Below are 12800 nucleotides of genomic sequence, written 5' to 3' on the forward strand. Positions count from 1 at the left end.
GGACATGACCCACCGACCATCGACTCCGCTTCTGGACCGTGTGACGCTGCCTTCCGACATGAAGGGGCTGTCCGACCGCGAGTTGCGGCAACTGGCCGATGAACTGCGGGCCGAGACGATTTCGGCGGTGTCGGTGACGGGCGGCCATCTGGGCGCGGGTCTGGGCGTGGTGGAGCTCACGGTGGCGCTGCACGCCGTGTTCGATGCGCCGCGCGACAAGATCATCTGGGATGTCGGCCACCAGTGCTATCCGCACAAGATCCTGACAGGGCGGCGCGACCGCATCCGCACCCTGCGCAGCGAGGGCGGGCTGTCAGGCTTTACCAAGCGGTCGGAAAGCCCCTATGACCCGTTCGGCGCGGCCCATTCCAGCACCTCGATTTCCGCCGCACTGGGCTTTGCCATGGCCGCCGATCTGGGCGGCGATCCGGGCGATGCGGTGGCCGTGATCGGCGATGGCAGCATGAGCGCGGGCATGGCCTTCGAGGCGATGAACAACGCGGGCCATCTGAAGAAGCGGCTGTTCGTGGTGCTGAACGACAATGAAATGTCGATCGCCCCGCCGGTCGGCGCCCTGTCGAGCTACCTCAGCCGCCTCTATGCCGAGGCCCCGCTGCAAGACCTCAAGGCCGCCGCCAAGGGCGCGCTGGGCCTGCTGCCGCCGCCCTTGCAGGAAGGTGCGCGCCGAGCCAAGGAAATGCTCAAGGGCATGGCGATGGGCGGCACCCTGTTCGAGGAACTGGGCTTTTCCTACATCGGGCCGATTGACGGGCATGATCTTGACCAGCTTCTGCCGATCCTGCGCACCGCCAAGGCGCGGGCCACCGGGCCGATCCTGCTGCATGTGCTGACCAAAAAGGGCAAGGGCTATGCCCCCGCCGAAGCCGCCCGCGACAAGGGCCACGCCACCGCCAAGTTCGACGTGCTGACGGGCGTGCAGGCCAAGGCGGCGTCGAACGCGCCCAGCTATACCAAGGTCTTCGCGCAATCGCTGATCGCCGAGGCCGAGCGTGACAGCCGGATCGTCGCGGTCACTGCCGCGATGCCCGATGGCACCGGGCTGAACCTCTTTGCCGACCGTTTCCCGCGCCGCTGCTTTGACGTGGGCATTGCGGAGCAGCACGCGGTCACCTTCTCGGCAGGACTGGCGGCGGGGGGGATGCGGCCCTTCTGCGCGATCTACTCCACCTTCCTGCAGCGCGGCTACGATCAGGTGGTGCATGATGTCGCCATCCAGCGCCTGCCGGTGCGCTTTGCCATCGACCGCGCCGGTCTGGTCGGGGCCGACGGGGCGACGCATGCGGGCAGTTTCGATGTGGCCTTCCTTGCCAATCTGCCGGGCATGGTGGTGATGGCCGCCGCCGACGAGGCCGAGCTTGTCCACATGGTCGCTACCGCCGCCGCGCATGATGACGGCCCCATCGCCTTCCGCTTCCCGCGCGGCGAAGGGGTGGGCGTCGAATTGCCCGCGCGCGGCACCCCGCTTGCACTTGGCGTCGCACGGCTGATCCAGTCCGGCAACCGGGTGGCGCTATTGTCCTTCGGCACAAGGCTGGCCGAAACGCTGAAAGCCGCCGAAAGCCTCGCGCAAAAGGGCCTTGCCCCCACAGTGGTCGATGCCCGCTTTGCCAAGCCGCTCGACCGCGACATGATCTTGAACCTTGCGCGCAATCACGAAGCGCTCATCACGATTGAAGAGGGTGCCATCGGCGGCTTCGGCAGCCATGTCGCCCAGCTTCTGGCGGATGAGGGCGTGTTCGACCGTGGCCTCAAATACCGCTCGATGGTGCTGCCCGACACTTTCATCGACCACGCCTCGCCCGAGGCGATGTATCGCATCGCCGGAATGGACGCGGCCCAGATCGAGGCCAAGGTGCTGCAAACCCTCGGCATCGCCAGCCTGACGAAACGCGCCTGATCATTATCTGTCTGAAAATATTCCGGGGTCGTCGGCGGCTCGCCACCGGTTCGAGAACCAGCCGGCGACGGGCAGAGCCCCGCGCAGGCCGGACACAGGGTGCAGCGCTTCAGAAATCCAGATCGGCGTAATGCGCGGGCGGCGGGAAGCCTGGCACCTGATCGGCCAGCAGGGTGCGGAAACTGGGGCGCGACTTGATCTTGGCATACCAGTCCTTGACCGAGGCCGCGCGGTTCCAGTCCACATCGCTGATGTAGTCAAGGCAAGACAGATGCGCGGCGGCGGTGAAATCGGCCAGCGTCATCGTATCGCCCGCCAGCCAGCGCCGCTGGTCCAGAATCCACGCCATGTAATCGAGATGGAACTTGATGCGCCCTGCCCCGAACTTCACGTTCTTGGAATCCGGATAGCCCAGCTTCATCACCTTCTTGTTCACCCGTTCATACAGCAGCTTCGACGTCACCTCGTCGTGAAACTTGTCGTCGAACCACGCGCAGATGCGGCGCACCTCGTAGCGCAGGTCGGGATCGCGGGGCATCAGGGCGGGGGTGGGAAAGGTTTCGTCCAGATATTCGCAGATCGCCTGACTCTCGGACAGCGTCTTTTGCTCCAGCTTCAGGATCGGCACCTTGCCTGCCGGGTTGCGGCGCAGGAAATCGGGGCTCGGCTCCCAATAGCGCTCTTCGACCAGTTCCACCTCCAGCTTCTTCTCTGCCAGCGTCAGGCGCACCTTGCGACAAAAGGGAGACAGCGGAAAATGATAGAGGCGGATCATGCGGCACCCGTGAAATGATTGTCAGACTGATACAGGCCACGGCACGGGGGTTCAATGCGCAACCATAGCACTGGCCCGCAGGCCCGTCAGGAAAGGCGGGTCTGTGCCAGCAGGAAGGGCAGGTCGTCGAAATCCGAAAACTGCATCAGCGGGGCCAGATCGGCCACCGATGTCTTGCGATAGCCTTCGGTGAACAGCGCAAAAGGCACTCCGGCGGCTGTGGCGGTGGCGGCGTCCACCTCGCTGTCCCCGATGTAAAGCGTCGGCCCGCCGCCAAGCGCTGCGATACAGGCATGCAGGGGGGCGGGGTCCGGCTTGGCGACGGGCAGGCTGTCACCGCCGATCACCGCGCTGAAAAACGGCGCAAGGCCAAGGTCGCGCAGCACGTCGCGGGCGGGGGCCACGGGCTTGTTGGTGCAAACCCCCATCAGGTGTCCCGCCTGCTGCAAGGCGGTCAGGGCCGCCACCACCCCCGGATAGGGGCGCGTCAGGTCGCTGGACGCGGCGCTGTAATGGTGCAGCGTTGCCTTGGTCAGGCGCGGGTGCTGGCGCATGTCCAGCCCGACGCGGACGATGACCCGCTCCACCAGTTTCGGAAGCCCGTTGCCGATGAAGGAGGTGACGGTGGCCAGATCGAGCGGCGGCAACCCCTCCCCTGCCAGCATCCGCGCCACGGCGGCGTGGATGTCGGGCGCGGAATCGACCAGCGTGCCGTCGAGGTCAAAGACCAGTTGCAGCGTGCTCACTGCGCCGCCTGCGCCGCAGCGCGGATGGCGCGGATGTTCTCGCCATAGGGCGCGGGGTTCTGCACCGAGCCGCCCTTGAACACGGCCGAACCGGCCACCAGCACATCGGCGCCCGCGGCGGCAACCAGCGGCGCGGTTTCCACCGTCACGCCGCCATCGATCTCGATATGGATGGGGCGGTCGCCGATCATCGCGCGCAGCGCCCGCACCTTTTCCACCTGTGAGTGGATGAACTTCTGCCCGCCAAAACCGGGGTTCACCGTCATCACGCAGACCAGATCGACCATGTCGAGCAGATAGGCCACATCCTCCAACCCCGTGCCGGGGTTCAGCGCAAGGCCCGCCTTGGCCCCCGCCCCGCGAATGGCCTGCAGCGTGCGGTGGATATGGGGCCCGGCCTCCAGATGCGCGGTGATCACATCGGCCCCCGACTTGGCAAAGGCATCGATATAGGGATCGACCGGCGCGATCATCAGGTGAACATCCATCACGCCCTTGATATGCGGGCGGATCGCGGCGCAGGTGGCGGGGCCGAAGGTGAGGTTCGGCACGAAATGCCCGTCCATCACATCGACATGCACCCAGTCACAGCCCTGGGCTTCAATCGCCTCGCATTCCAGCCCGAAGTTGGCGAAATCGGCGGACAGGATCGACGGCGCGATCTTGATGCTGCGGCTGAAGGTCATGCGATGGGTCCCCTTTGGCATCTGTGCCGCTTCTTCAATCGCGGATCGCCTGCTTTCGTCAATGGCCGGACACGAAAAATACGCGCCGTTGCGTCGTCTCAATAGCGGAAACAGGTGTCGCGCCCGTCGGCGGCAATCGTTTCGGCCCCCGAGATGATGGCGCGGGTCCGGTTGCGCACGAAGTTGGACGGATTCGACGCAGAGCGCCCCTTGGGGTCGGGCAGCACCGCCGCCAGCCGTGCCGCTTGCAGCGCGCTGAGATTGCGGGCATCGGTGTTGAAATAATGCCGCGCCGCCGCCTGCACGCCGAACACGCCCTCATCAAATTCGGCGATGTTCAGGTAAACCTCGAGTATCCGCTGCTTGGACCAGATCAGTTCCACCGCAGGAGTCAGGACACCCTCCATCGCCTTGCGCAGCCATGACCGCCCGTGCCAGAGGAACACGTTCTTCACCACCTGCTGGCTGATGGTCGATGCCCCGCGCGTGCCGCCCTGCGCCACGGCGGCGCGGATGGCGTTCATGTCAAACCCCCAGTGCAGGCAGAAATTCGCATCTTCCGCCGCAACGGCCGAGCGGCCCATCACCGGCGCGATATCCTCGATCGCCACCCATTCGCGTTCCAGCCCGCCGAGGCGCGAGATTTCCTGCAACTGGTAGATGTTCACCGGCGGGTTGAGGAAGGAGAACAGCAGCACCAGCGACGCAAACAGCCCCGCCACGCCCAGAACGCCGCGCAAGGCCCAGCGCAGCACCGTCCGTCGAAGGTTGCGCACGGGCACAACCAGCGGTGCGGGGTCTTTCGCCTTGCGGGATTTTTTCGGTGTCGTGGCCATGCCCTGTTAGGCCCCATGCCGCTGGCGGGGTCAAGACATGACGCCGCATGGTCAAAGGGCCCCGCAAGCGGAGCCCTTTTTCATTGTGGTATCGGCGTTACTCTGCCGGAACCTTCACCGCCTCGTCGCTCAGCGGATGTGGCAGATGGATCAGCATTTCCTTGGGGCAGACCTGCAGGAAATTGGCGCGCTCGGCCTCCCAGTTGGCAAGGATCGACGCGGCCTTGCGGCTGCCGGTCTCGCGGGCATGCGCCTCGATCAGGCCGCGCAATTGCGCTTCCCAATGCGGATGGCTGACGGCGCAGGTGACCAGCGATTCCAGGTTCATGAAATCCTCGGCCACGCCGTTCGGGTCATACAGATACGCCATGCCGCCGGTCATACCAGCACCGAAGTTGGCCCCGATACGGCCAAGGATCACCGCGACGCCGCCGGTCATGTATTCGCAACCGTTCGATCCGCAGCCTTCGACCACCACTTTCGCACCCGAGTTGCGCACGGCAAAGCGTTCGCCCGCGCGGCCCGAGGCAAAGAGGAAGCCATCGGTCGCGCCATACAGCACCGTGTTGCCGATGATGGTGTTCTCCGCCGCCTCCAGCGGCGAGGACATCAGCGGACGCACCACGATGGTGCCGCCCGACAGGCCCTTGCCGACGTAGTCGTTGGCGTCGCCCATCACCTCGAGCTTCAGCCCGCGCGTGGCAAAGGCACCCAGAGATTGGCCCGCGTTGCCGGTGAGTTTCACCGTCAGGTGGTCGGGTTGCAGGCTGTTGCGCATGCCGAACTTGCGCACGATGTGGCTGGATGCGCGCGTGCCGATGGTGCGGTGCGTGTTGCGCACGGCGTAGGACAGCTGCATCTTCTCACCCTCTTCGAAGAAGCGGGCGCCATCGCGGATGATCTCGGCATCCAGCGTGTCTGGCACGGCATTGCGCGGCTTGGACCGGTCATAGGTGATCCGGTTCGCGCCATCGACGGTGATCAGCAACGGGTTCAGGTCCAGATCGTCCAGATGCGCGGCCCCACGGCTGACCTGCGTCAGCAGGTCGGCGCGGCCGATGATCTCGTCGAGGCTGCGCGCGCCGATGGCGGCGAGCAGTTCGCGGACTTCCTGCGCATAGAAGGTGATCAGGTTCACCACCTTGTCGGCGGTGCCGGTGAACTTCTTGCGCAGTTCTTCGTTCTGGGTGCAGACGCCCACCGGACAGGTGTTCGACTGGCACTGACGCACCATGATGCAGCCCATCGCGATCAGGGCGGCGGTGCCGATGCCGTATTCCTCGGCCCCCATCATCGCCGCCATCACCACATCGCGGCCCGTGCGCAGGCCGCCATCGGTGCGCAGCGTGACGCGGTCGCGCAGGTTGTTCATGCTCAGAACCTGATGCGCCTCGGTCAGGCCCATCTCCCACGGCAGGCCCGCGTATTTGATCGAGGTGCCGGGGCTGGCCCCTGTGCCGCCGTTGTGGCCCGAGATCAGGATGATGTCTGCCTTGGCCTTGGCCACGCCCGCCGCAATCGTGCCGACGCCCGACGAGGACACCAGCTTCACCGTCACCTTGGCGCGCGGGTTGATCTGCTTCAGGTCATAGATCAGCTGCGCAAGGTCTTCGATGGAGTAGATGTCATGGTGCGGCGGCGGGCTGATGAGCGTGACGCCCTTGGTCGAATGGCGCAGGCGCGCGATCAGTTCCGTCACCTTCATGCCGGGAAGCTGGCCGCCTTCGCCCGGCTTGGCCCCTTGGGCGACCTTGATCTCCAGCTCTTCGCAGGCGTTCAGGTATTCCGCCGTGACGCCAAAGCGCCCCGAGGCCACCTGTTTGATCTTGGCAGACGGGTTGTCGCCATTGGGTTCGGGCAGGAAATGCGCCGGATCTTCGCCGCCTTCGCCGCTGTCGGACTTGGCGCCGATGCGGTTCATCGCGACGTTCAGGGTCTTGTGCGCCTCTGGCCCCAAGGCCCCCAGCGACATGCCCGGTGTCACGAACCGCTTGCGGATGCTGGTGATCGATTCGACTTCCTCGATCGGCACCGGTTTGCCCAGCGGCTTGATGTCCAAGAGGTCGCGGATGTGGATCGGCGGGTTGGCCCGCATGGCGGCGCTGTATTGCTTCCAGATGTCAAAGCTGGCGCGGTCGCAGGCCGCTTGCAGCATGTGCATCGTCTGCGCTTCCCATGCGTGCTTTTCGCCCGAGCGGCGCGCCTTGTAGAAGCCGCCGATCGGCAGCACATCGGCCCCGCCCAGCCAGCCCTTGGCGTGGACCTCTTCCAGCTTTTGCTCGATGCCGGTCAGACCGATGCCGGAAATGCGGCTGTGCATGCCGGGGAAGTATTCGGCGCACATGGCGCGAGACAGGCCCACGGCCTCGAAGTTCAGGCCGCCGCGATAGCTGGAGATCACCGAAATGCCCATCTTGGACATGATCTTCAGCAAGCCGCCATCAATCGCATCGCGGTAGCGGCGCATCGCGTCGGTAAGCGAGCCATCGAGCAGGCCGCGTGCGATGCGGTCGGCAATGGAGTCTTGCGCCAGATAGGCGTTGACCGTGGTCGCGCCGCAGCCGATCAGCACCGCGAAGTAATGCGGGTCGATACATTCGGCAGACCGCACGTTGACCGAGCAGAAGGTGCGCAGCCCCTTGCGCGTCAGCCAGCTGTGCACGGCAGACGTGGCAAGGATCATCGGCATCGCCACCTTTTCCGGCCCCTGATGCTCATCCGTCAGCACCAGATGGCTGGCCCCCGACCGCACGGCATCTTCCGCCTCGGCCCGGATGCGCTCCAGCCCCTGACGCAGATCATCAAGGCCCGTCGTCACCGGGAAGGTGCAGTCGATATAGGCGACATTCTCGCCGAAATGCTTGCACATCACCTCGAATTCGGAATTGGCGATGAACGGGCTTTCCAGCACCAGAATCTCGGTCTGGCTGGAGTTTTCATCCAGCACGTTCTTGAGGTTGCCGAACCGTGTCTTGAGGCTCATCACCCGGCTTTCACGAAGCGAGTCGATGGGCGGGTTCGTCACCTGGCTGAAGTTCTGGCGGAAGAAATGCGACAGCGGGCGATAGACCGATGACAGCACGGCAGCAGGGGTATCGTCGCCCATGCTGGCGACCATTTCCTTGCCATCCTCGGCCATCGGGGCCAGCACCTGTTCCAGTTCCTCGACCGTGAATCCGGCGGCGATCTGGCGCTTGCGCAGTTCCGCGCCTTCGAACTGCGGACGTTCCGGCACGTCGCGCAGCAGGCTGTTCAGGTCGACGACCTTTTCGATCCAGTCGCCATAGGGGTTCGAGGCGGCCAGTTTGTCCTTCATCGCGGCGTCGTGGTAGAGCTTGCCCTCTTTCATGTCGACGGCAATCATCTGCCCCGGCCCGAGCGCGCCCTTTTCGCGCACGGTGGTTTCATCCACCGGCACCATGCCCGCTTCGGACCCGGCGATCAGCAGGCCATCGCCCGTCACCACATAACGCATCGGGCGCAACCCGTTGCGGTCAAGCCCGCCGCAGACCCAGCGGCCATCGGTCATCGCAAGGGCGGCGGGGCCGTCCCACGGCTCCATCACGGCGTTGCAATAGGCATACATATCGGCCCATGCTTTCGGCATGTCGGTGGTGGTCTTGCTCCATGCCTCTGGCACCAGCATGGTTTTCGCCATCGGGGCCGAGCGGCCCGAGCGCACCATCACCTCGAACACCGCATCCAGCGCACCGGAATCGGAGGTGCCCGACGGGATGATCGGCTTGATATCCTCGGCAGCGTCGCCAAAGTTGTTCGACGCCATCCGGATCTCGTGCGACTTCATCCAGTTGACGTTGCCCTTCAGCGTGTTGATTTCGCCGTTATGGGCCAGCATGCGGAAGGGCTGCGCCAGCCACCACTGCGGGAAGGTGTTGGTGCTATAGCGCTGGTGATAGATGGCGAAGGCGGATTCAAACCTGTCATCCATCAGGTCGGGGTAGAACACCGCCACCTGTTCGGCCAGCATCATGCCTTTATAGATGATGCTGCGGCAGGACAGGCTGCACAGGTAAAGCCCCTGGATATGCGCGGCCAGCGCCGCCTTTTCGATGCGGCGGCGGATGATGTAAAGCTCGCGCTCGAACTGCTCCTGATCGATGTCCTTCTCGCAGCGGATCAGGATCTGTTCGATCTCGGGGCGGGTGGCGTTGGCCTTTTCGCCCAGCACGGAGGTATCCACCGGCACATGCCGCCAGCCATAGATGTAATGGCCCATGCGCAGCACTTCGGCCTCTACGATCGTGCGGCAGCGTTCCTGCGCGCCGAAATCGGTGCGCGGCAGGAACACCTGCCCCACGGCCACCCATTTATGCGTATCGGGTTCATGCCCCGTGCGGCGGATCACGTCATAGAAGAACTTGACCGGAATCTGCACATGGATGCCCGCGCCGTCGCCGGTCTTGCCATCGGCATCCACCGCGCCGCGGTGCCAGATCGCCTTGAGCGCGTCGATGCCCGATTGCACCACCTTGCGGCTGGGCTTGCCCGAGATCGCCACGACCAGACCCACGCCGCAGGACGAATGTTCGTCATCGGCTTTGTACAGGCCATTCGCGTCCAGCCACGCGCGCTTGGCTTCTTCGGCTTTTACCCAGGCGTCGTCATAGATGGTCATGGCTGGAATCCTTCTGGCTTGGGGTGGCGCGTGTCATCAGCGGGTCGCAGTCGAACAGGGGTTCGGTGGCGGCAAAACCGGGATCGCCCGGAAACAGGAATTTGACGGGGCTTCCGTCCATCGGCAGGAAGTCCCCGTCCGGGCCGCGCCATTCGGACGGGCCCGAGAAGAACAGCCGCATTTCGGGGTGGATGTATTCGTTGCCGCGCGACTGGCGCAGCACCGCCCCGCTCTGGTCGGTTTCGGTGAACTCGAACTGGGTTTCCGCCAGGGTCACGCCGTCGATGGTGACGCTGCGGCCGGTCAGGGTGTCGAACCCGTTCACCCGCGTCTGTTCCCCGTTGTCGCGGGTCAGGCCGAAGGCAAAGGTATCGGTGCCGGTGGACAGAAGTTCGGTAAACGATGCCGGATCAGAGGGGTTCGGGTCCAGCGTCTGGCGCACGGCGGTCTGGCCCAGATCATAGCTTTCGACCCATTCGGCCTCGGCGTTGATCCGGCTGAGGAAGAACGGCCCCTGCTGGTCGAAATCGGCGCGCCACTGGTCACCGAGGGTGTCGGCGCTGCACTTGTAATGGTTGGACACACGGCATTGCCGCGCCTGCACCGTCATGAAGGTGGTGCAGCCTTCGGGCGGCGTGAAGGAACCGGCCACGGCAGGCGCGGGCAAGGCCACCGCCGCCGCAAGTATCAGATATCGCATTGCCGCCCCTTTCTCTGGTCTTTGGTCAGCCGTGCTGACCCTTGCTGACGCACGGGCCGCCCTGCCGGGCGGGCGCTGTTATTCACGGGTTCCGTGGCGAAGGGTCACTCCGCCGCGACGACTTCGGTCTGCTTGAGATAGGCCATGATCGCCTCTGCCGCCTCGCGCCCGTCGCGGATGGCCCAGACCACCAGCGACGCCCCGCGCACGATGTCACCCGCCGCATAGACGCCCGGCAGATTGGTGGCATGGGTGCGGAAATCGGCCTTGATGGTGCCCCAACGGGTCACCGCCAGTTCGGGCACGCCCCAGAGCGTCGGCACGTCTTCGGGCTCGAAGCCCAGCGCCTGCACGACCAGATCGGCCTCTTCGACGTAATCGGCGCCTTCGATCAGTTCGGGCGACTGGCGGCCGGTGGCGTCGGGTTCGCCCAGACGCATCTTCTGCACCATCACACCTTCCACCGACTCGCCGCCGGTGAAGCCCTTGGGGGCCGACAGCCACACGAATTCCACGCCTTCTTCCTCGGCGTTCTGCACTTCGCGCTGGCTGCCCGGCATGTTGGCGCGGTCGCGGCGATACAGGCATTTCACCGAGGTCGCGCCCTGACGGATAGCGGTGCGCACGCAGTCCATCGCGGTATCGCCGCCGCCGATCACCACGACGCGCTTGCCCGCTGCGTTCAACTCGCCCGAGTCGAACTCCGGCACGTCGTCGCCAAAGCTCTTGCGGTTGCTGGCGGTCAGATAGTCGAGCGCCTTGACCACGCCGCGCGCCCCCACGCCCGGAGCCTCGATGTCACGCGACTTGTAGACGCCGGTCGCGATCAGCACGGCATCATGCTGGCCGCGGATCGCATCGAAGCTGATGTCGACGCCGACGGTGCAGTTCAGCACGAATTGCACCCCGCCCAGTTCAAGCTGTTCGATCCGCTGCATCACCACCGGCTTTTCCAGCTTGAAGCCGGGGATGCCATAGGTGAGGAGGCCGCCAGCGCGGTCATAGCGGTCATAGACCGTGACCTGATAGCCCTTGCGCCGCAGCAGATCGGCGGCAGCAAGCCCCCCCGGTCCCGCGCCGATGATGGCAACGCTTTCGGGGCGGTCGGCGGCGGGCTTGATCGGCTTGACCCAGCCGTTTTCCCATGCGGTGTCGGTCAGGTATTTCTCGACCGAGCCGATGGTCACGGTGCCGTGGCCCGATTGTTCGATCACGCAATTGCCTTCGCACAGACGGTCTTGCGGGCAGATGCGGCCGCAGATCTCCGGAAAGGTGTTCGTGGCCTGGCTGATCTCGTAGGCCTCTTGCAGACGCCCTTCGGCAGTCAGGCGCAGCCAGTCGGGAATGTTGTTGTGCAAGGGGCAATGCGACTGGCAGTAGGGCACGCCGCACTGGCTGCACCGGCCCGCCTGTTCGGCTGCCTTCTCTGCGGCGAACTCGCGGTAGATTTCGTGGAAATCCTGATTGCGCAATGTAGCCGGACGCTTTTCAGGCGTCTCTTTGGCGACGGTCACGAATTTGAGCATTTTCTGCGTGGCCAAGGCTGCGTCTCCCATACGTGTATCGGGTGCGCTTTCTTACCTAAGGGCCGGACGGAATAAAAGTCAGCAATGCTGACCTTTATTCCGGTTTTTTCGCTGTTTGGTCAGCCGTGTTGACTTTTTCTTCCGAAAATAGGTCAGCACGCAATACCTAATGGCTCAGGCAGTCATCCAAAGGCCCAGCAAAGCCGCGGTTCCGACGATGATTCGCCACCAACCGAAGACCGCATAACCGTGCTTGCCAATGAAGGACAAAGCCCAGCGCACGACAAGGACGGCGGTGACAAAGGCCACCGCAAAGCCCACGGCAATATCGGTCATCGCCGAGAAATCCAGCAGATCGCGCGATTTGAACAGGTCATAGGCCACTGCCGCGCCCATCGTCGGCAGGCTGAGCAAGAAGGAGAACTCGGCCGCCGCCCGCTTTTCGACACCCATCATCAGCGCGCCCACGATGGTCGCGCCCGACCGCGAGACACCGGGGATCATGGCCACGCATTGGCACACCCCGATCCAGAAGGCCTTGCGCAGCGGCAGGGCGGTCGCATCGAAATGCAGGGGCGGGGGCGCGATACGGTCGATCACCAAAAGGATGACCCCGCCCACGATCAGCATCACCGAGATGAGCACGGGGGTCTGGAACAGCACCGTCTTGATGAAATCATGCGCGATCAAACCGATCACCACCGCCGGCAAGAAGGCGATGAGCAGCGCGACAAGCGCCCGTAGCGCCTCGGGGTCACGATGCGCGCGCAGGGCAAGCCCGCCCAGTTTCACCGCATAGAGCGAGATCAGCGCCAGAACCGCGCCGAGCTGGATCACCACTTCAAAGGTGTTGCCCGGACTGTCAAAGCCCAGAAAATGCCCCGCCAACAGCAGATGCCCCGTGGATGACACAGGGATGAATTCCGTCAGCCCTTCAAGGAGACCTAGAAGGGCTGCGAGCAATAAATTGTCCATAA

9 protein-coding genes are annotated in these 12800 nt (G+C 64.5%); 1 reads left to right on the forward strand and 8 read right to left on the reverse strand.

Translation table 11 applies throughout. From position 1 onward, the window contains the following. The first annotated feature begins 4 nt into the window (after nucleotides 1-4). Nucleotides 5-1918 (forward strand): 1-deoxy-D-xylulose-5-phosphate synthase, encoded by a 1914-nt coding sequence (gene dxs / locus G3572_RS17445; protein ID WP_164614298.1) that lies wholly within the window; start codon nucleotides 5-7, stop codon nucleotides 1916-1918. Between the two features lie 109 nt (nucleotides 1919-2027). On the opposite strand, the gene fzlA is transcribed toward dxs, so the two are convergent. From fzlA to G3572_RS17485, 8 genes are all read right to left on the reverse strand, one after another. Continuing rightward, nucleotides 2028-2693: an FtsZ-binding protein FzlA gene (gene fzlA, locus G3572_RS17450; protein ID WP_164614300.1), complete on the reverse strand. Its 666-nt coding sequence runs from the start codon at nucleotides 2691-2693 to the stop codon at nucleotides 2028-2030. 86 nt (nucleotides 2694-2779) lie between these two features. Next, the gene (gph, locus tag G3572_RS17455) at nucleotides 2780-3439 is read right to left on the reverse strand and encodes a phosphoglycolate phosphatase (RefSeq protein WP_354004062.1); all 660 of its coding nucleotides are present in this window, start codon (nucleotides 3437-3439) and stop codon (nucleotides 2780-2782) included. Continuing rightward, nucleotides 3436-4125, reverse strand: coding sequence for a ribulose-phosphate 3-epimerase (gene rpe, locus G3572_RS17460; RefSeq protein WP_164614302.1), 690 nt, complete (start codon nucleotides 4123-4125; stop codon nucleotides 3436-3438). The genes gph and rpe overlap by 4 nt, the downstream gene beginning before the upstream one ends. Before the next feature lie 98 nt (nucleotides 4126-4223). After that, nucleotides 4224-4961 carry a monofunctional biosynthetic peptidoglycan transglycosylase gene (gene mtgA / locus G3572_RS17465; RefSeq protein WP_164614304.1) on the reverse strand — a complete coding sequence of 246 codons (738 nt, stop codon included), beginning with the start codon at nucleotides 4959-4961 and terminating at the stop codon, nucleotides 4224-4226. Between the two features lie 97 nt (nucleotides 4962-5058). Next, on the reverse strand, nucleotides 5059-9597 hold the full coding sequence (gene gltB, locus G3572_RS17470; RefSeq protein WP_164614306.1) for a glutamate synthase large subunit: 4539 nt from the start codon (nucleotides 9595-9597) through the stop codon (nucleotides 5059-5061). Then, on the reverse strand, nucleotides 9584-10297 hold the full coding sequence (locus tag G3572_RS17475) for a hypothetical protein (protein WP_164614308.1): 714 nt from the start codon (nucleotides 10295-10297) through the stop codon (nucleotides 9584-9586). The genes gltB and G3572_RS17475 overlap by 14 nt, the downstream gene beginning before the upstream one ends. A 104-nt stretch (nucleotides 10298-10401) precedes the next feature. Next, complete coding sequence (locus tag G3572_RS17480; protein ID WP_164614310.1) at nucleotides 10402-11838, reverse strand: NAD(P)-dependent oxidoreductase; 1437 nt, start codon at nucleotides 11836-11838, stop codon at nucleotides 10402-10404. 159 nt (nucleotides 11839-11997) lie between these two features. Next, nucleotides 11998-12798 carry an undecaprenyl-diphosphate phosphatase gene (locus tag G3572_RS17485; protein ID WP_164614312.1) on the reverse strand — a complete coding sequence of 267 codons (801 nt, stop codon included), beginning with the start codon at nucleotides 12796-12798 and terminating at the stop codon, nucleotides 11998-12000. Nucleotides 12799-12800: the final 2 nt, after the last annotated feature.

The organism is Pseudotabrizicola algicola (assembly GCF_010915705.1).
In the GTDB taxonomy this organism is placed as follows: domain Bacteria; phylum Pseudomonadota; class Alphaproteobacteria; order Rhodobacterales; family Rhodobacteraceae; genus Pseudotabrizicola; species Pseudotabrizicola algicola.

Excerpts from the sequence above, each read along its gene's own strand:
- dxs (WP_164614298.1), top strand. The coding sequence starts at position 5 with ATGACCCACCGACCATCGACTCCGCTTCTGGACCGTGTGACGCTGCCT.
- fzlA (WP_164614300.1), bottom strand. The coding sequence starts at position 2,693 with ATGATCCGCCTCTATCATTTTCCGCTGTCTCCCTTTTGTCGCAAGGTG.
- rpe (WP_164614302.1), bottom strand. The coding sequence starts at position 4,125 with ATGACCTTCAGCCGCAGCATCAAGATCGCGCCGTCGATCCTGTCCGCC.
- mtgA (WP_164614304.1), bottom strand. The coding sequence starts at position 4,961 with ATGGCCACGACACCGAAAAAATCCCGCAAGGCGAAAGACCCCGCACCG.
- gltB (WP_164614306.1), bottom strand. The coding sequence starts at position 9,597 with ATGACCATCTATGACGACGCCTGGGTAAAAGCCGAAGAAGCCAAGCGC.
- G3572_RS17475 (WP_164614308.1), bottom strand. The coding sequence starts at position 10,297 with ATGCGATATCTGATACTTGCGGCGGCGGTGGCCTTGCCCGCGCCTGCC.
- G3572_RS17485 (WP_164614312.1), bottom strand. The coding sequence starts at position 12,798 with ATGGACAATTTATTGCTCGCAGCCCTTCTAGGTCTCCTTGAAGGGCTG.